This window comes from Pedococcus sp. P5_B7 (assembly GCF_054049895.1).
The window spans coordinates 221234-239496 of sequence record NZ_JBFULM010000004.1 but is presented as its reverse complement, the minus strand read 5'-3'; the positions used below and the strand labels follow the sequence as shown (position 1 = coordinate 239496).

The following is an 18263-nucleotide window of genomic DNA, read 5'->3' as shown; positions in this document are numbered from 1 at the left end:
GGTTTGTCAGCCTCTCTTGGACGTGCTCTTCAGGAGCTGGCGGCTGATGACGAGCCGCTGGATCTGGTTGGTGCCCTCGAAGATCTGGGTCACCTTGGCCTCGCGCATGTAGCGCTCGAGCGGGAAGTCCTGGGTGTAGCCGGCGCCGCCGAGCACCTGCACCGCGTCCGTGGTCACGCGCATGGCGTTGTCGGTGCACACCAGTTTGGCCACGGCCGCCTCCTTGGTGAACGGTCGCCCGGCGTCGTGGAGTCGCGCGGCGTGCAGGTACGACGCCCGCGCGCTCGTGACGGCTGCCTCCATGTCGGCGAGCAGGAAGGCCAGTCCCTGGTTGTCACCGATGGGGCGCCCGAACTGCTCGCGCTCCTTGGCGTACGCGACTGCCCGGTCGAGGGCGGCTTGCGCCAATCCTGTTGCGGCAGCAGCGATTCCGAGGCGACCGGAGTCGAGCGCGGACAGTGCGATGGCCATCCCCTGGCCGGGCGTGCCGACGAGCCGGTCGGCAGGGACCTGCACGCCCTCGAAGTGCACCTCGCTCACCGTGTCGCAGTGCAGCCCCATCTTCTTCTCCGGGGCGCCGAACGCCAGGCCCTCGGCGTCGCCGGGCACGACGATGCACGACAACCCGCGTCCGCCGTCGTCGGACGTGCGCACGAACGAGGTGTAGAAGTCCGCGTGGCCCGCGTGGCTGATCCAGGCCTTCGTGCCCTTGAGCGTGTATGCCGTGGGGTCGGCGTCGTCGTCGGCGGTCGCCCGGGCGCCCATCGACGCGACGTCGGAGCCGGAGTTGCGCTCGGACAGGCAGTAGGCGCCGAGCTGGTCACCGGACAGCATGCCGGGGAGCAGGGCCTCCTGCTGCGCCCGCGAGCCGAACTGGGCGACGGGGTAGCAGGTGAGGGAGTGGACGGAGACACCCACGGCGACCGACATCCAGACCGAGGCGATCTCCTCGACGACCTGGAGGTAGACCTCGTAGGGCTGCCCGCCACCACCGAAGTCCTCGGGGTAGGGGAGCGACAGGAGGCCGGCCCGGCCCAGCACGCGGAAGGCGTCCCGCGGGAGCTCTGGCGTGGTGGCTGCGCGACGCTCCGCCTCGTCGACCTGTGGGAGCAGCTCCTTCTGGCAGATCTCGCGCGTGAGGTCGATGAGGTCCTGGCCCTCCTCGGTGGGCATCAGGCGGTTCGCAGGCATGGCCCGATGGTAGTTGTAGGACGTCCTAGTACTTGAATCCCGCAGGTCAGCGGCACCCCGCCGGCGCTCATCCATGCAAAAGGCGAGTTAGCGCCGGGCTCAAGCGGCGCTAACTCGCCTTTTGCATGGATGGCCGACGAGTCAGGTGGGGTCGACGGGGGTGAGCTGGGGGCGCTTGGCCTGCACGGTGTCGCCCGAGGACTCGCCCCTGAGCCGCCGCTGCACCCAGGGAGCGAGGTGGGTCCTGGCCCATTCGGCGTTCGCGGCGGCCGACTCGCGTCGGGCCTGGGGTGGCTGCGGCGGCAGGGGCGTCGACCAGTCCGCCCGGTCGGTGTCGTGGCCGAGCGCCGACAGTGCGTTGAGGGCGACCCGTCGGTGGCCCTCGGTCGTCATGTGGATCCGGTCGTCGGCCCACAGCCGGAAGTCCTGCAGGGCCTTCATGCCCCACTGGTTGATGACGTAGGCGCCGTGCTGCTGGGCGATGCTGAAGATGTTGGCCGAGTGGATCGCGTGTCGACCCCGCAGGTGCTTGAGCAGGGGCGCTCCCACCGGGTCGGTCGGTGTCGCGAGGAGCACGTCGGCGCCCGCGTCGCGCAGCCGCACGACCGCCGCCTCGAGCCGAGCTGCGATGGCGTCGAGGTCCGCCTTGGGCCGCAGGATGTCGTTGCCCCCGCCGACCATCGAGACGAGGTCGGGACCGAGCGCGATGGCCGCGTCGAGCTGGGGTCCGATCACGTCGGCGAGCAGGCGGCCGCGCACGGCGAGGTTGGCGTACGCGAAGTCGCCGCCCTCCCGGTGCGCGATCGCGGCCAGGTGCGAGGCGAGCCGGTCGGCCCACCCGACGTAGGAGTTGTCCCGGGTGGGGTCGGCGTCGGACATGCCCTCCGTGAAGGAGTCGCCGATCGCGACGTAGCGGTGCCAGACCTTGCCGCGCTCGGGCAGGTGGGTCTGGTTGTCATCGGCCAGGTCGGGGGTTGGCACGTCGGTCACGGCAGGCTCCAGTCGATCGGTGCGGCGCCCTGCTGGGCGAGGAGGTCGTTGGCGCGGCTGAACGGCTTGCTGCCGAAGAAGCCCGAGTGCGCCGACAGTGGGGAGGGGTGGGCGCTCTCGATGGCCGGTATGCCGGGCAGGTGCGGCACGAGGTTCCTCGCGTCCCTGCCCCACAGGATCGCGACGAGTGGTCCGCCGCGCTCGACCAGGGCCACGATGGCGGCCGCGGTGACTGACTCCCAGCCCTTGCCGCGATGGCTCGCCGGCTTGCCCGGGGCCACGGTGAGCACCCTGTTGAGCAGCAGCACCCCCTGGTCGGCCCAGGGGGACAGGTCACCGGAAGCCGGCCGCTGGATCCCGAGGTCGCTCTCCAGCTCGGTGTAGATGTTGACGAGCGACCGGGGGACGGGACGCACGTCGGGCGCGACGGAGAACGACAGCCCGACGGCGTGGCCGGGCGTCGGGTAGGGGTCCTGCCCGACGATGAGCACCCGCACGTCGTCGAGGGGGCGCTCGAACGCCCGGAGCACGTGCTTGCCCGCGGGCAGGTAGCCCCGTCCGGCGGCGACCTCCCCCCGCAGGAACTCACCGAGGGCCGCCACGGTGTCGGCCACGGGTTCCAAGGCGGCTGCCCAAGAGGGGTGGACGAGCTCGGTCAGGGCAGCGGGCGGCATACCCAGAAACTAGCCCGGCTCACCCGCGCTGGCTCAGTTGGCCCGCTCAGCGGAAGATCGCCCCCAGGTCGTCGAGCCGTGCCGGCACCAGCTGGAACCAGGCCCACGTCCCGCGGCGCTCGCGGGTCAGGAGGCCCGCCTCGGTCAGCACCTTGAGGTGGTGGCTCACGGTCGGCTGGCTGAGGCCCACGGCCGGGGTGAGGTCGCAGACGCACGCCTCGTGTCCCTTGGACGACCGGATCAGCGACAGCAGCTGGAGCCGCACCGGGTCGGCGACCGCCTTGAGCAGCTGGGCGGTCGCCTCGGCCTGCTCGCGACCCATCGCCTCGTCGGTCGTCAGCGTGCCGCAGCAGGCTTCGCCGTCGGCCGCGGCCGCGGTGGTGTCGCGCAGGGTGGCGATCAGCTGGGGCACGGGTCCTCCTGAGAGATTGAGCGGCTTCGATATTGACAAACATCAATATAACCGTTTCACTTCCTGCATAGACCATAGTCGATGCAAGTCCGACGGATGAAGGAGCACGCCCATGTCTCGTGTCCAGCTCGCGCTCAACGTCGCCGACCTCGAGCGCTCGGTCGAGTTCTACTCGACGCTCTTCGGCACCACCCCGCACAAGCGTCGCCCGGGCTACGCGAACTTCGCCATCGCCGAGCCCCCGCTGAAGCTCGTGCTCATCGAGGTCCCGGCCGACCAGCGGGGTGAGGGCACGGCCCAGGCGCTCAACCACCTGGGCATCGAGGTAGACAGCAGCGCCGAGGTGGAGGCCGGGGCGGACCGACTGCGCGAGGCGGGGCTGGCGGCGTTCGACGAGCGCGACACCACGTGTTGCTATGCCTTGCAGGACAAGGTCTGGGTGCACGACCCGGCCGGCGCCCCGTGGGAGGTCTACACCGTCAAGGACGACGACCCCGCGACCGGCCGGCCGGCGACGGCCAGCCTCCCCCTGGTGGGGGCGGGTGTGGCTGCGAGCAACGACGGTGGGTGTTGCACCAGCGCAGGCGGCGCGGCCACCACGGCCGCCACGGCCACCACGGCCACCACGGCCACCGCGGTCCCCCCGACCGCTGCGGCCGGAAGCGCCCTCATGGCCGAGGCTGCCTGTTGCTGACGACTACCTCGATGCGGTCCCGCCTGGCGGCTGAGCTGATCGGTTCCGCGGGCCTGCTCGCGGCCGTCGTGGGCTCCGGCGTGATGGCCCAGCGGCTCACCGACGACGTGGGTCTCCAGCTCCTCGTCAACGCCGCGGCCACCGCAGCCGTCCTCGGGGTGCTGATCTCCAGCCTCGGCCCGCTCAGCGGTGCCCACCTCAACCCCGCCGTCACCGTCGCGTTGGCGGTCCGACGGGCCCATCCCTGGCGCGCCGTCGCGCCGTATGCCGTGGCCCAGGTCGTCGGCGCCGTGGCCGGCACCGTGCTGGCCAACCTCATGTTCGGGCTGCCTGCCCTCCACCTGTCCCACCACCAGCGCACCGGCTCCGGTCTGTGGCTCGGGGAGGTCGTGGCCACGGCGGGGCTGGTGCTCACCATCGGTCTCCTGCGCGACGGTGGTCGGGCGGCCCTCGTGGTCCCGGCCTGGATCTTCGGCGCCTACTTCCTGACCTCCTCGACGTCGTTCGCCAACCCGGCCGTGACCGTGGCTCGCGCCTTCTCCGACACCTTCTCGGGGATCGCTCCCTCCAGCGTCCCGGCCTTCGTCCTGGCCCAGCTCGTCGGGGTCGCGGCCGCACTCAGTCTCCTGCGTATCCTCGAAGTCCCCTCTGCCGACCGCCCTACGACCCGAAGAAGCGCCGCATGAGTGACAAGCCCTCCGTCCTGTTCGTCTGTGTCCACAACGCGGGGCGCTCGCAGATGGCCGCGGCATACCTGACCCACCTCGGGGGTGGCGCCGTGGAGGTGCGGTCCGCCGGGAGCCAACCGGCCGACGAGGTCAACCCCTCCGCCGTCGCGGCGATGGCCGAGGAGGGCATCGACATCGCCGCCGAGATCCCGAAGGTGCTCACGGTCGAGGCCGTCGAGGCCTCCGACGTGGTTGTCACGATGGGGTGCGGCGACACCTGTCCCTACTTCCCGGGCAAGCGGTACGAGGACTGGGTGCTCGACGACCCGGCCGGGCAAGGGGTCGAGGCGGTCCGTCCGATCCGCGACGAGATCCGCACCCGCGTCGAGACGCTCCTGCGCGAGCTCGGCGTCGAGCCTTCGAGCTAGGCCAGGCCCACGCCACCGGATCGTCAAACGCGGGCTCACACGACCCTCCGGTTCCCTTCAGGAAGACGCTCGGCGACCGACGCCGGGCGGACCCTAAGGAGAGCACGATGGTCACATCCACCGACATCTGGTGGTCCTCGAACCTGTCCAGTGGGGAGCTGAGCCGCCAGGCGGCGCACCGGTCCGCCCAGGCCCAGGCCGTCCGCAGTGTCGTTCGCGCGCCCCGCACGCTGGGCCGGATCCCCCTGCCACGCCGGCTCCGGGCCTGGCGGCTGCCACGGTTCGCGGCGGTCCGTACCGTCGATCGTTGACTGGCCGGCGAGGGACGCGCCGAACCTCCAGCCCGCTGTCACGCCGTGGGCTGGGGGTTCGGCGTCCCGAGGAATGGTCGAGCGTCGAGCAGGCCGGTCAGCGCCGGGTTGTCGATGTGGCGTGCGAGCAGCGCTGCCGCCTCGGCGTCACCGCCCTGACCGAGGGCCGCTCCGTGGAGGAGGGACCGGACGACGAGCTCGCGCATTCCGGTGCGTGACGCCAGCTGACGCAGGTCCTCGACCCATCTGGCGGTGTCTGGATGGTCGTGTCGCAGACCGAGCACGCACTGCGCGTCGAGGATGTAGCCATCGAGCCACACGTAGGGATCGGCGAGCCGGTCAGCGCGGGTTCGTGACTCGGCCAGGAGGTCGAACCCTCGCGGTACCTCCCCGTCCGCCTCCGCCACCAGCGCGAGCCCCCGAGCCGTGATGCCTTCCCAGCAGGGATCGCCGAGCTGGCAGGCGCGGGCAAAGGCCTGGTCGAGGACCTCCGCGGCAGTTCCCAGGTCGCCGGCCGACAGCGCCGCCTCGCCCTGGAGGGCCTGGGGCCAGGGCAGGAAGGACAACCAGTGGTCCCGCTGGGCCAGCGCGACCGAGGCCGAGAGCTGGCCGTGGGCCCCGTCCAGGTCGCCGCACAACAGGCTGATCCGGCCCAGCATCGACCGCGCGAAGGCCTCTCGCCGGGGATCCTCGGCCTTCCGTGCGTGGTGAACGGCCTGCTCGAGCAGCGCTCGAGCCGGCCCGTAGTTCGCCCGGTCGCTCTCGACCGAGCCCAGGTACGTCGTGGCCTTCGCCATCATGGCGGGTGAGCCGTCAGCCAGTCGGAGCGCGTCGTTCAGCCACAGCTGGGCCCGATCATACCGGGCGCGCAGGAAGTCGACGTAGCCGAGCTCGGCGCGGGCCGCCGCGACGGCATCAGTCAGCTGGTGGGCGACCGCGATCTCGTCGGCCTCGTAGAGGCTGGCCAAGCCCTCCTCGTCGAGTCCTCCGAGGGCGTGGACGAGCGCCTCGGCCAGGACGAGCCGCGAGCGCACCCGAAGTCGGGTCTTGCGCGCGCCGTCGGCCAGTCGGGTGGCGGTCTGCAACGACAGGATCCCTGCCTCCAGCGCGCCGGCGCCCATCGCCGCGGTACCGGCTTCGATGATCGCCTCGATGGTGGCGTCGTCCGCCTCCGCGAGCGGGTTGGGTCTGGTGGTCCGACGGGCAGCGAGCACGGCCGCCCCGGGAGGCGTGCCGAGCTCGCTGGTGAAGAGCGCCGAACACGCGGCGAACTGTCGCTCGGCCGCGTCGTCGTCACCCGCGAGGCGGTAGAGGCGGATCAGGAGCGCCTGGTGGTTCTCGTCCAGCGGGCTCATGGCGGTGACACGGGCCGCGTAGCCGATGGCCTCCTGCCACGCACCACGCGCCAACGACCGGACCGCCGCTTCGTGGAGGATCGCCTCGGAGGCAGCCGTCAGGTGCCGCTGTTGGGCCAGCAACCAGATCTCGTATGCCGCGCTCGCGCGGAACGTCATCCCCTCGAGCAGGCCGGCACCGAGGCCGGGCAGCGCGATGGCGTCGCCGGAGGCGCCGCGGGCGAGCACCTCGACGTCGACGACGGTGTCGTGCGGGAGGGAGAGCCGGACGGGGTCGTCCTCGACCGCCGCCTCCCGCCCGAGACCCCGGCGCAGCTCGGAGAGCGTCCAGCGCAGGGCACGGTGCGGATCCTGCGCGTCGGAGAAGAGGAGCTGGGCGAGCTGGCTGCGGCTCGGCGGCCGGTCCGCCAGCACCAGGTAGGTCAGCAGTGCCCAGCTCTTGCGGCTCCGGAAGGGGTGGGACTCGCCGGACGCCTGCACGATCCGTGGCCTGCCGAGGAGCTGCACGGACAGACTCATCGGACCTCCGATCCCGACGGCGCTGCCGCCGGACGCCGGGCTGACGCGCTCGTCATCCCACGCTCATTCGCGCCGCTGTGGTGATGACGCGAGGATCCGGGAAGTCCTCGCAGTACTGGTAACCGTACGCCAGCCGTACCCGTCCGGCCGGCGTGATCACGAACTCCGCCACCGACCGCCAAGGGTCGTCGACCGGTGGGTTGCCACGGCGGCGTCGGCTGTCCTGGAAGGCCTGGCCGACTGCTGGCGAGTGGGACAGGAAGGCGTGGGGCGCGTCGTAGAGCACACGCTCCACCGACCAGTGTCCGATCCCGTACGCCCGGAAGGCGCGCGCGCCGGGGTCGCAGAGCACTGGAGCCGAAAGGTGGTGGGTGACCCGGTACGCGCTGGCGCGCACCGGGTCCCCCAGGGAGACGATGACCGGGTTGAGCCCTGCGTGGCAGTAGTCCGACCACTCGGCCTCGAGCCGCGCGGCCCTGGTCGCCCCGCAGCTGCAGCCGAAGTGGCGCCAGAACATCAGCAGGGCCGGTGCCCCGGACCAGAGCTCCGACAGCCGTCGGACCGTACCGGTGTGATCGGGCAGGCTCAGGTCAGGCGCTTCGAACCCATCGCGCAGCAGGACGAGGTCGGTTTCCGTCGGTCCCGCGGACCACCGGTCCAACCATGCGGTCTCGGCGTCCGCGACCGAGGACCCCAGGGACGGCTCGGGCACCGAAGGCCGCGTCGTGGCGGACGTCAACTCGGTCATGTCGCCCGCCTAGAAGCCTTCGATGACGGGGTAGATCTCGTCGGCCACGAGACCGTGCGCCTCGCGGTGCACGGTGTTCGCGGCCTCCGCGTCCGGTGCATCGACCAGGCAGAAGATCTTCCCCGCGGCCTCGTCCACCCAGTAGCGCAGGTAGTTGACACCGTGCGGCGCCTGAGCCGACAGGTCGGCCTGATGAGCCCCCGCGACGTCTCCAGCCGTGAGGCCACCTTCGATGGTGTGCACGTCCATGAACAAGGACATGTCGTTCCTTTCGTTCCGAGGTCGGCGTCGGTCGCCGAGCCTTCGTCCTGAAGGGAACCCCCCCGGCGTGTGACCCCGCGTTTGACGGTGTCCCGACGCGCCTCGTTAACCTCGAGCCCGTGACCCCACGCTGGCCCGTCGTCCTGTTCGACTTCGACGGCACCCTCGCCGACACCATCGCGCTCATCGTCGCGTCGTACCACCACGCGCTCGGCTCGGTCCTGGGCGAGCAGGCCCCCGAGGACGAGGTGCGCTCGTGGATCGGCCGACCGCTCCAGCCGGTGCTCGAGGAGCGCTACCCGGGCCGCGGCGCCGAGCTCACCGACGTCTACCGCACCTGGAACCTCGCCAACCACGACGAGCTCATCCGCACCGTCGAGGGGGTGCCGCAGCTGCTCGACGACCTGCACGCCGCTGGCGCCCGCACCGGCGTGGTCTCGAGCAAGAAGGGCGACACCGTGCGCCTGGGGTTGCGCGCCGTCGGTCTCGAGGACCGCATCGACGTGCTGGCCGGGCAGGAGGAGACCACCCTCCACAAGCCCCACCCCGCGCCCCTCCTGTATGCCGCGGCGCAGCTCGGTGCCGCGCCGCACGACTGCGTCTACGTCGGTGACGCGACCGTCGACGTCGAGGCCGCCCGCGCGGCGGGGATGGGTGCGGTGGCCGTCACCTGGGGTGCCGGGCTCGAGCCGGCCCTGGCCGCGACCCGCCCGGACGCCCTCGTCGCGGACGTGGTCGGGCTGCGCACGGCGTTGTTCGAGACGGCCCTCGACTGAGCCCTGCACCCGGCGCCCGGCTGCGCCCTAGACTCGCCGCGTGCACGGCTACAGCGACCAGAACCTCGAGGCCCTCGGCGACGCGATCCTCGCCTACTCCGCCGACCGCCTGAAGCTCGACCCGGTCCCACTCGACGGGCCCCAGACGCTCGCCGAGCTCGACGCGGCGGCCGGCCAGACCATCACGCGCGACGGCATCGGCGGGCTCGAGGCGCTCAAGCTCTTCGAGGAGCACCTCGCCCAGGCCTGCATCTCCACCGACCACCCCCGTTACCTCTCCTTCATCCCGTGTGCCCCCACCGAGGCCTCGGCGATGTTCGACCTCGTCGTCGGGGCGTCGTCGATCTACGGCGGCTCGTGGCTCGAGGGTGCCGGCGCGGTGTATGCCGAGAACCAGGCCCTGCGCTGGATCGCCGACTTGGTCGGCCTGCCGCAGGAGGCCGGTGGCGTCTTCGTGCCCGGTGGCACGATCGGCAACCTCTCGGCCCTCGTCGCCGCCCGGCACACGGCGCGGACGAAGGCGGCCCGCGAGGCTCGCAGCGGCGCGGGGGCTCGGCCGTGGCGGGTGGCCGCGACGCACGGTGCGCACTCGTCGATCCAGTCGGCCTGCGACGTCATGGATGCCGAGCTGGTCGGCGTCGAGGTGGACGACCGCGGTCGACTCAGTGGCGCTGCCCTGCGCGAGGTCCTGGTCGCCAACGGGCCGGAGACGTTCTTCGCGGTGGTCGCGACCAGCGGCACCACCAACTTCGGGATCGTCGACGACCTCGCCTCGGTGGCAGAGGTCTGCCGTGAGTTCGGGATCTGGTTCCACGTCGACGGTGCCTATGGCGGCGCCGGTCTGGCGGCCCCCTCGGTGCGTCACCTCTACGCAGGCATCGAGCACTGCGACTCGTTCATCGTCGACCCGCACAAGTGGCTGTTCGCGCCGTTCGACTGCTGCGCGCTGATCTACCGCGAGCCGGCGATGGCCCGTGCCGCGCACACCCAGCACGCGTCCTACCTCGACGTGCTCACCGACAAGCCCGACTGGAACCCCACCGACTACTCGGTGGGCCTGACCCGCCGGGCTCGTGGCCTGCCGTTCTGGTTCTCCCTCGCCACCCACGGCACGGATGCCTACCGCGAGGCGGTCGAGCGGACGCTGGAGGTGACCCGGTTCGCGGCGGAGGAGATCGAGCGGCGCGGCTACCTCGAGGTGGTCCGCGAGCCCGACCTGTCGGTGGTCGTCTTCCGGCGGCTCGGCTGGACGGCGGCGGACTACCAGGAGTGGTCCGACCGGCTGCTCGCCGAGCAGTTCGCATTCGTCGTCCCCACCTCGCACCTCGGCGAGACCCTGACCCGGTTCGCCATCGTCAACCCGCGCACCTCCGAGGAAGACATCACCGCGATCCTCGACACGATGGCCTGATCCACGCTCGGGTCCCAGTGACCATGCCTTGGCACGCTATGCCGTGCCCCACCACATGGGGCACGCCGCCAGCGCCCCCTGCCCCACCTGGTGGGGCACGGCATAGCGTCTCCAATGGCCTGCCAGCCCTGCCCTCCTGAGGCGCAGCGACCCTGATGGGGCGAGTGGGACGGGTGTGACCAAACCCGTTCAGAACGGTCGTGCCGGAGTTCGCGAGTGGAATGACAAGCGTGTGATTCGCTCCGTATAGTTGCTCCTGCACGCACGGTCAGGCTGCACACGACGTCTGCACACCAGGCAAGGATTGGGTCGAGAGTTGAACGCCGCACACGAGCAGGGTCAGGTCAGCGTCACCACGGAGCTGAGCGATCGTGACCGCGAGATCATCGCCTTCGAGCGCCAGTGGTGGAAGTACGCCGGCGCCAAGGAGCAGGCGATCCGTGAGCTGTTCGACATGAGCGCCACGCGCTACTACCAGGTGCTCAACGCCCTCATCGACTCGCAGGCCGCCCTCGAGGCCGACCCGATGCTCATCAAGCGGCTGCGCCGGCTGCGGGCCTCGCGCCAGCGCGCCCGCAGCGCACGCCGGTTGGGCATCCAGCTCTGACCGAGCCCCCTGGTTCACCAACGCCCGTGCAGAAGTGACTGTACGGGCGTTGTTGCGTCCGCTCCGGGGCAAGGCCTCCGATCCGGTGTCCCGGTCCACTTCCGCGTGGTTGACTTCTGGCGTGGGCGAAGTGCGAACCCGGTTGGCTGGTCCCGATGACGCGCTCGTCGTGGCGGCCCTGACGCTGCAGTGCGCCCGGCACCGGGGAGGTCAGGGCGAGGTCGGCTTCCTCGACCGGTTCGCCCGTGCCTGGTCGGCGAGCCAGAAGGTCCGCCCGGTCTGGATCGCCGAGGCCGGCGACGACCACGCCGGCTACCTCCAGGGCCTGGTCGTCGAGCCGTTGCCCTGGCCCGGCCGCGGGCCCGGGGCTGAAGCGGAGCTGGTCGTCGACACCTTCTTCGTCCGCCCCGAGCACCGCGGGATCGGAGCGGGGGAGGTGTTGCTCAACGCAGCCGTGGGGTGGGCCCGTGACTCGGGGCTGCGCGCCGTCACGATGGCCGCGGGCGTCCACACCACAGCGATGGTCGAGCGCGTCGGTTTCGTCGCTGACGCCCGTGCCTACCGGATGGAGCTGTGATGGGAGCCGCGTTCAGGATCGGGTCGATCGTCGTCAACGTCCGCGACGTGCCACGGGCGATGGCCTTCTGGGCCGCCGCCCTCGACTACGCGCCGCGCTACGAACCAGAGCCCGACTGGGTCATCCTCAGTCCCCGTGACGGCATCGGGCCCAACCTCTCGCTGAACCTCGGCGACACCCGACCCCTGCTGCACCCCCACATCCACCTCGACCTCTACGCCCACGACCAACAGGCCGAGATCGAGCGACTCGTCGGGTTGGGCGCCCACCTCGTCGAGGACTGGCACTACCCGGAGGGGGAGCGCGACTTCGAGGTGCTCGAGGACCCCGACGGCAACCGGTTCTGCATCATCGACGCGCGGCCTGACGCACCCGACGCGACCGACGACTGATGCGCCCGGGGCCCACGAACTCACTCACCGACGTCGCCGGGCTGCGGGTCGGCCACGCCACCCGCCGCGAGGAGGGCTGGCTCACCGGGTGCACCGTGGTGGTTGCCCCTGATGCGGGGGCCATGGCGGGCGTGGACGTCAGAGGTGGCGCGCCGGGCACGCGCGAGACCGACCTGCTCGACCCCCGCAACCTCGTCGACCGCGTCAACGCCGTGGTGCTCACCGGCGGGAGCGCGTTCGGCCTCGCCGTCGCCGACGGCGTCGTGCAGCAGCTGTATGCCGCCGGGCTGGGTTGGCCGATGGGCGAGCCCGGGCAGGTGGTCCCGATCGTCCCTGCGGCGGTGCTGTTCGACCTCGGGCGGGGTGGCGTGTTCGCGAACACCCCGACTGCCGCGGACGGTGCCGACGCGTTGGCTGTCGCGTCCGCCGACGCCGTGCTTCAGGGGTGTGTCGGCGCGGGGACGGGAGCGCGGGCCGGCGGGCTCAAGGGGGCGATCGGCTCGGCGAGCGCGGTCCTCGACGACGGCACGACCGTCGCGGCCCTCGTCGCGCTCAACTCGTTCGGCGCGCCCCACGACGATCGGACCGGTGAGCTGCTCGCGGCCCGCTACGGGCTCGGCGACGAGTTCGCCCACGTCGGGGTCCCGAGCGCGGACGAGCTGGCCGCGGCGCGCGCCCGGGCCGACGCGGCATACGAGGGGCAGCGGGTGCGGCCGGGGATGGCCACGGTGATCGGCGTCATCGCCACGGACGCGACGCTCACCAAGGCGCAGTGCGCGAAGGTCAGCGGGCTCGGGCACGACGGGCTCGCCCGGGCCATCCACCCGGTGCACACGCTGCTCGACGGCGACACGCTGTTCACCCTCGCGACCGGTGCGCGGCCGGCCCCGGAGCTGCCTGCCCTGCACTCCCTCATGGTGGCCGCCGGCGACTGCGTGAGCAGGGCCGTGGGCCACGCCGTGCTGGCCGCCGAGTCGGTCGCCAACGGCGCCGTCGACCTGCGGTCCTACCGCGACGCGTTCCCGTCGGCGGTCCGAACCTCCAGCTAGACCTCGACGTCCATGGAGTCGAAGGCGAGCTCGACCGTCTCGATGACGAGGTCGCTGGACGCGGCGTCGAGGGGGCTCAGCCGGTAGACGGCCGGGAAGGCGTTGCGGAACTTCCAGGTCAGGACGAGCTGACCGGTCCCGTCCAGCAGCTTCACGACGACGGTGCGGTCCACGGCGGGGTCGGCGTTGCGGGCGGCCTCCCACCAGTTCCAGAGGTCGAGGTTGGCGGTCAGGCCCCGACTGAGGACCAGGTGGGAGTAGCTGGCGAGCCCGGGCTGCTTGCGCGGCTCGTTCGCGCGGTCGTCGCCGGAGCGGTAGGCGACCTCGTCGAGCAGGGCCACCGGCAGGTCGACGTGGGAGAACGACGCGTCGTCCGTGCCGGCGAAGTCGACGATGAAGTTGGAGCCCTCGAGCGGGTCGGGGTGTGCGGCCATGTCTCAGGGTGGCACCAGCCGCACGCGACGGCGACCCCCAGCGCCGTTCGCCGGGCGCGGACACGTTTGCACTCTCCCGGTGAGAGTGCCAATAATGGCGTTAGCACTCTCACCCTGAGAGTGACAATCCAGGCCAGTCCAGGTGAGGTCCGGGGAACGCGGCGACGTGAGCCGCGCGAGCCGGGTCGTCCGTCGCGGGCACCCACTGGCCACCGCTTACGTTTCGCGTGGGAGGAACCACCCGAATGGCCAAGATCATCGCATTCGATGAAGAGGCTCGCCGCGGTCTCGAGCGGGGAATGAACATCCTCGCCGACGCCGTGCGCGTCACCCTCGGTCCGAAGGGCCGCAACGTCGTCCTCGAGAAGAAGTGGGGAGCCCCCACGATCACCAACGATGGTGTGTCCATCGCCAAGGAGATCGAGCTCGACGACCCGTACGAGAAGATCGGCGCAGAGCTGGTCAAGGAAGTTGCCAAGAAGACGGATGACGTCGCTGGCGACGGCACGACCACTGCCACCGTCCTCGCCCAGGCCCTCGTCAAGGAGGGTCTGCGCAACGTCGCCGCAGGCGCCAACCCGATGGCCCTCAAGCGTGGCATCGAGAAGGCCGTCGAGGCCGTCTCCGCCCAGCTGCTCGAGATGGCCAAGGACGTCGAGACCAAGGAGCAGATCGCTTCGACGGCCTCGATCTCCGCTGCTGACCCCCAGATCGGCGAGATGATCGCCGAGGCCATGGACAAGGTCGGCAAGGAAGGCGTCATCACCGTCGAGGAGTCCAACACCTTCGGCCTCGAGCTCGAGCTCACCGAGGGCATGCGCTTCGACAAGGGCTACATCAGCCACTACTTCGTCACCGACACCGAGCGCATGGAAGCCGTCCTCGAGGACCCCTACGTCCTCGTGGTCAACTCCAAGATCTCCGGCATCAAGGACCTGCTGCCCCTCCTCGAGAAGGTCATGCAGTCCGGCAAGCCGCTGCTGATCATCTCGGAGGACGTGGACGGCGAGGCGCTGTCGACCCTGGTGGTCAACAAGATCCGTGGCACCTTCAAGTCGGTCGCCGTGAAGGCCCCCGGCTTCGGTGACCGTCGCAAGGCCATGCTGGCCGACATCGCCATCCTCACCGGTGGCCAGGTCATCTCCGAGGAGGTCGGCCTCAAGCTCGACACCGCGGAGCTCGACCTGCTCGGCCGCGCCCGCAAGGTCGTCGTCACCAAGGACGAGACGACCATCGTCGAGGGTGCTGGCGACGCCGACCAGATCCAGGGTCGCGTCAACCAGATCCGCGCCGAGATCGAGAAGTCGGACAGCGACTACGACCGCGAGAAGCTGCAGGAGCGCCTGGCCAAGCTGGCCGGCGGTGTTGCGGTCATCAAGGCCGGTGCCGCGACCGAGGTCGAGCTCAAGGAGCGCAAGCACCGCATCGAGGATGCCGTGCGCAACGCCAAGGCTGCCGTCGAGGAGGGGATCGTCGCCGGTGGTGGCGTGGCCCTGCTCCAGGCGACCAAGGCCGCGTTCGAGAAGCTCGAGCTCGAAGGTGACGAGGCCACCGGTGCGAACATCGTTCGCGTCGCAGCCTCCGCTCCGCTCAAGCAGATCGCGATCAACGCTGGTCTCGAGGGTGGCGTCGTGACGGAGAAGGTCAGCACGCTCGCAGCTGGGTGGGGCCTCAACGCCGCCACCGGCGAGTACGTCGACCTCATCGCCGCGGGCATCATCGACCCGGCCAAGGTGACGCGTTCCGCGCTCCAGAACGCCGCGTCGATCGCCGCGCTGTTCCTCACCACCGAGGCCGTCATCGCCGACAAGCCCGAGAAGGCTGCGCCGATGGCCCCCGGTGGCGACGAGATGGGTGGCATGGGCTTCTGACGAAGCCAGCCACGCGGCATACGCCACACCGCTGAAGGGCGGTCCACCGAGAGGTGGGCCGCCCTTTCGCCATCCCCCGAACGGGTCGACGCCCGGCGACGTTACCCAAGCGGGGGGTATGCCGTGTAGAACGGTCCTCGTGCCGACTTCCCCTCCCGATGTTCCCCTCGTCCTGGGGCCGCTGCTCCGCTACATCGGTGAGAGGTCGGCGACGATCTGGGTCCAGACCCGTGATGCGGGCACGGTGCGGGTCCGCGCCTTCGGCCGGGAGTGGTCGGCGCCGACGTTCGGGGCGCACGGGCGCCACTACGCACTGGTCGTCCTCGACGGCCTGGAGCCGGGTTCGGCCAGCGACTACGAGGTCGACATCGACGACGAGCGGGTCTGGCCGGAGGCCGAGCCGGAGCGCACCGACCTGCCGCCCAGCCGGATCAGGACCCTGCTGCACAGCGAGCCCACCCGGCTCGCCTTCGGCTCCTGCCGCACGAGCGTGTCCCACGACGCCGAGGGGAACGCGAGCAACGGCGTGGACGCCCTGCGCGCTTACGCCCACCACCTGAGCCGGCCCGAGCGCCAGGAGGGCGACTGGCCACACCTGCTGTGCTTCCTCGGCGACCAGGTGTACGCCGACGAGACCAGCGGGCAGATGCGCGAGTACATCGCGTCCCGCCGCAGCCTCGACGAGCCGCCGGGCGAGGAGCTCAAGGACTTCGTGGAGTACTCGCACCTCTACTGGCTGGCGTGGACCGACCCGCTCAACCGCTGGCTGCTCTCGACGCTGCCGAGCGCGATGATCTTCGACGACCACGACATCCGGGACGACTGGAACACCTCGCAGAGCTGGCACCGCGAGATGAACCAGACCTCCTGGTGGCACGAGCGGATCGTGGGTGGGCTCTCCTCCTACTGGGTGTACCAGCACGTCGGCAACCTCTCGCCCGAGGAGCTGGCCGACGACGAGGTCTGGCAGCAGATCGTGGCCCACGCGGAGTCGGGCGCGACCGACGAGCCCGACCTGACGCAGGTGCTCGACCAGCTCGCCGAGCGGGTGGACGCCAAGCCGGAGACCTACCGGTGGAGCTACGCGCGCGACCTGGGCGAGTCCAAGCTGGTGGTGGTGGACTCCCGGGCGGCGCGGGTCCTGGCACCCGAACGACGCTCGATCCTCGACGACGACGAGCTCGCCTGGCTCGACGGTCAGCTGCGTGGCGACGTGGACCACCTGTTCATCGGCACCTCGCTGCCGTTCTTCATCGCGCAGGGCATCCACGACCTCGAGGCGATCAACGAGGCGATGGCCACCGGGGCCTGGGGCCCGTGGGTGGCGAACCTGGGCGAGAAGATGCGACGTGCGCTCGACCTCGAGCACTGGGCCGCCTTCCAGGAAGGCTTCGCCGCGGTGCTCGACATGGTGGTGCAGGTCGCGCACGGCGAGCGCGGGACGGCGCCCGGGACCATCACCTTCCTGTCCGGCGACGTGCACAACTCCTACGTGACCGAGATCGGCTCCGACCAGCTCGGGGGCGGCAGCAGCACGATCCTCCAGGCAGTGTGCTCACCCATCCGCAACCCGTTGCCACGTCAGGTCCGCATCGCGCAGGCCTTCCTCGGCAAGGGTCTGGCTCGTCCGCTCCAGTTCCTCGTGGGTCGCACCGAGAAGGTGCCCAGCGCGCCATACCGGTGGTCGGTGACCCACGGCCCCTGGTTCGACAACAACCTCGCCACCCTCGAGGTCCGCGGCCGGGGCCTGGTGATGCGCTGGGAGGCCGGCGAGGTCAGGGGCGACCGCTACGACGCCCCCGAGCTCCGTCAGGTGGCTCGGGTCTCGATCAGCTGAGCGCGACCGCCCCGCGTCGTCGGACTCGGGGTCGTCCCATGGTTCGGAGGATCCACCGGACCAGGACTCGGCGGATCTTCCGAACCAACCCGCCTTCGCTCGGGCACGTTCACACGCTGTCCACCGTTGGGTGGACAGCCGGTAGGCGGACTGGGGGTTCACTCAGGGTGGGCTCAGGGTCGAACCTGAATGCGTCGCAGCGGCCGCGTCCCTACCTTTGAGGAGAACGGAATCCACCATGAGCCGGGAGCCTGACATGACTGCGACACCCCTGACCGCCGACGCCCCCGTGGCGTCCACCACGCGCGCTGCTGCCGCCCGTGTCGTGAACCTGCACAAGATCTACGGCAAGGGCGAGGCCGAGGTCCGCGCCCTCGACGGGGTCAGCGTCGACCTGGCCCGCGGTGAGTTCACGGCGATCATGGGTCCGTCCGGGTCCGGCAAGTCGACGCTGATGCACTGCGCGGCCGGCCTCGACGCCGTGACCAGCGGCGAGGTCTACATCGGCGACGTCGACATCACCCGGCTCAAGGACAAGGCCCTGACCACCCTGCGCCGTGACCGGATCGGGTTCGTCTTCCAGTCCTTCAACCTCATCCCGACGCTCAACGCGGAGGAGAACATCCTCCTGCCGCTGGCGATTGCCGGGCGCAAGGCCGACCCGGCGTGGTTCGACACCGTCATCCAGACCGTCGGGCTGCGTGACCGGCTCAGCCACCGTCCCAACGAGCTCTCGGGCGGCCAGCAGCAGCGCGTCGCCTGCGCGCGTGCCCTCGTCAGCCAGCCCGAGATCGTCTTCGCCGACGAGCCCACCGGCAACCTCGACTCGACCTCCGGCGCGGAGGTGCTCGGCTTCCTGCGACGCAGCGTCGACGAGTTCGGCCAGACCATCGTCATGGTCACCCACGACCCGGTCGCCGCCGCCTACACCGACCGCGTGGTCTTCTTGGCGGACGGCCACGTCGTCGACGAGATGCGCGAGCCGACCGCCGACAAGATCCTCGAGCGGATGAAGCGCCTCGACGTACGGATGCAGCCTGACCCGGCAGGTGCCTGAC

At 70.9% G+C, this 18263-nt stretch carries 21 protein-coding genes; 13 read left to right on the top strand and 8 right to left on the bottom strand.

The features are described from left to right. Positions 1-6 precede the first annotated feature (6 nt). The 4 genes from ACXJKD_RS11715 to ACXJKD_RS11700 form a co-directional block, all read right to left on the bottom strand. Entirely contained in the window at positions 7-1191 is a 1185-nt protein-coding gene (locus tag ACXJKD_RS11715) for an acyl-CoA dehydrogenase family protein (RefSeq protein WP_457254734.1), read from the bottom strand. Positions 1192-1332: 141 nt separating this feature from the next. Continuing rightward, entirely contained in the window at positions 1333-2181 is an 849-nt protein-coding gene (locus tag ACXJKD_RS11710; protein ID WP_457254733.1) for an SGNH/GDSL hydrolase family protein, read from the bottom strand. Further along, positions 2178-2855, bottom strand: a complete 678-nt coding sequence (locus ACXJKD_RS11705) for a uracil-DNA glycosylase (RefSeq protein ID WP_457254732.1) — start codon at positions 2853-2855, stop codon at positions 2178-2180. The genes ACXJKD_RS11710 and ACXJKD_RS11705 overlap by 4 nt, the downstream gene beginning before the upstream one ends. A 46-nt stretch (positions 2856-2901) precedes the next feature. Beyond that, positions 2902-3267 (bottom strand): ArsR/SmtB family transcription factor, encoded by a 366-nt coding sequence (locus ACXJKD_RS11700; protein ID WP_457254730.1) that lies wholly within the window; start codon positions 3265-3267, stop codon positions 2902-2904. A gap of 112 nt (positions 3268-3379) precedes the next feature. Between ACXJKD_RS11700 and ACXJKD_RS11695 the strand changes: the two genes are divergently transcribed. From ACXJKD_RS11695 to ACXJKD_RS11680, 4 genes are all read left to right on the top strand, one after another. Further along, entirely contained in the window at positions 3380-3961 is a 582-nt protein-coding gene (locus ACXJKD_RS11695) for an ArsI/CadI family heavy metal resistance metalloenzyme (protein WP_457254729.1), read from the top strand. Between the two features lie 11 nt (positions 3962-3972). Then, entirely contained in the window at positions 3973-4647 is a 675-nt protein-coding gene (locus ACXJKD_RS11690) for an aquaporin (RefSeq protein WP_457254728.1), read from the top strand. After that, positions 4644-5057 carry an arsenate reductase ArsC gene (locus tag ACXJKD_RS11685; protein WP_457254727.1) on the top strand — a complete coding sequence of 138 codons (414 nt, stop codon included), beginning with the start codon at positions 4644-4646 and terminating at the stop codon, positions 5055-5057. Before ACXJKD_RS11690 ends, ACXJKD_RS11685 begins: the two co-directional genes overlap by 4 nt. A 107-nt stretch (positions 5058-5164) precedes the next feature. After that, positions 5165-5368, top strand: coding sequence for a hypothetical protein (locus ACXJKD_RS11680; RefSeq protein WP_457254726.1), 204 nt, complete (start codon positions 5165-5167; stop codon positions 5366-5368). 38 nt (positions 5369-5406) lie between these two features. Here ACXJKD_RS11680 and ACXJKD_RS11675 read toward each other — a convergent pair whose 3' ends face one another. From ACXJKD_RS11675 to ACXJKD_RS11665, 3 genes are read right to left on the bottom strand one after another with little or no spacing between them, the layout of a single operon-like run. Beyond that, the gene (locus tag ACXJKD_RS11675; protein WP_457254725.1) at positions 5407-7242 is read right to left on the bottom strand and encodes a BTAD domain-containing putative transcriptional regulator; all 1836 of its coding nucleotides are present in this window, start codon (positions 7240-7242) and stop codon (positions 5407-5409) included. A gap of 52 nt (positions 7243-7294) precedes the next feature. Then, positions 7295-7990 carry a redoxin domain-containing protein gene (locus tag ACXJKD_RS11670; RefSeq protein ID WP_457254724.1) on the bottom strand — a complete coding sequence of 232 codons (696 nt, stop codon included), beginning with the start codon at positions 7988-7990 and terminating at the stop codon, positions 7295-7297. Between the two features lie 9 nt (positions 7991-7999). Next, on the bottom strand, positions 8000-8251 hold the full coding sequence (locus ACXJKD_RS11665) for a DUF4242 domain-containing protein (protein ID WP_457254723.1): 252 nt from the start codon (positions 8249-8251) through the stop codon (positions 8000-8002). 119 nt (positions 8252-8370) lie between these two features. Between ACXJKD_RS11665 and ACXJKD_RS11660 the strand changes: the two genes are divergently transcribed. The 6 genes from ACXJKD_RS11660 (at position 8371) to ACXJKD_RS11635 (ending at position 13063) form a co-directional block, all read left to right on the top strand. Continuing rightward, positions 8371-9027 (top strand): HAD family hydrolase, encoded by a 657-nt coding sequence (locus ACXJKD_RS11660; RefSeq protein WP_457254722.1) that lies wholly within the window; start codon positions 8371-8373, stop codon positions 9025-9027. 40 nt (positions 9028-9067) lie between these two features. After that, positions 9068-10438: a pyridoxal phosphate-dependent decarboxylase family protein gene (locus ACXJKD_RS11655; RefSeq protein WP_457254720.1), complete on the top strand. Its 1371-nt coding sequence runs from the start codon at positions 9068-9070 to the stop codon at positions 10436-10438. A 316-nt stretch (positions 10439-10754) separates the two neighbouring features. Beyond that, entirely contained in the window at positions 10755-11045 is a 291-nt protein-coding gene (locus ACXJKD_RS11650) for a DUF3263 domain-containing protein (protein WP_056922188.1), read from the top strand. Positions 11046-11166: 121 nt separating this feature from the next. After that, the gene (locus ACXJKD_RS11645) at positions 11167-11622 is read left to right on the top strand and encodes a GNAT family N-acetyltransferase (protein WP_457254719.1); all 456 of its coding nucleotides are present in this window, start codon (positions 11167-11169) and stop codon (positions 11620-11622) included. Beyond that, on the top strand, positions 11622-12014 hold the full coding sequence (locus tag ACXJKD_RS11640; protein ID WP_457254718.1) for a VOC family protein: 393 nt from the start codon (positions 11622-11624) through the stop codon (positions 12012-12014). The genes ACXJKD_RS11645 and ACXJKD_RS11640 overlap by 1 nt, the downstream gene beginning before the upstream one ends. Next, on the top strand, positions 12014-13063 hold the full coding sequence (locus tag ACXJKD_RS11635; protein WP_457254716.1) for a P1 family peptidase: 1050 nt from the start codon (positions 12014-12016) through the stop codon (positions 13061-13063). Before ACXJKD_RS11640 ends, ACXJKD_RS11635 begins: the two co-directional genes overlap by 1 nt. Here the strand turns inward: ACXJKD_RS11635 and ACXJKD_RS11630 are convergent. Continuing rightward, positions 13060-13497 carry a phage tail protein gene (locus ACXJKD_RS11630; protein ID WP_457254714.1) on the bottom strand — a complete coding sequence of 146 codons (438 nt, stop codon included), beginning with the start codon at positions 13495-13497 and terminating at the stop codon, positions 13060-13062. The two genes, ACXJKD_RS11635 and ACXJKD_RS11630, sit on opposite strands and share 4 nt — an antisense overlap. A gap of 245 nt (positions 13498-13742) precedes the next feature. On the opposite strand from ACXJKD_RS11630, the gene groL reads away from it, so the two are divergent. From groL to ACXJKD_RS11615, 3 genes are all read left to right on the top strand, one after another. Further along, entirely contained in the window at positions 13743-15368 is a 1626-nt protein-coding gene (gene groL, locus ACXJKD_RS11625) for a chaperonin GroEL (protein ID WP_457254713.1), read from the top strand. A gap of 139 nt (positions 15369-15507) precedes the next feature. Continuing rightward, on the top strand, positions 15508-17205 hold the full coding sequence (locus tag ACXJKD_RS11620) for an alkaline phosphatase D family protein (RefSeq protein WP_457254712.1): 1698 nt from the start codon (positions 15508-15510) through the stop codon (positions 17203-17205). Between the two features lie 256 nt (positions 17206-17461). Then, positions 17462-18262: an ABC transporter ATP-binding protein gene (locus tag ACXJKD_RS11615; protein ID WP_457254711.1), complete on the top strand. Its 801-nt coding sequence runs from the start codon at positions 17462-17464 to the stop codon at positions 18260-18262. Position 18263: the final 1 nt, after the last annotated feature.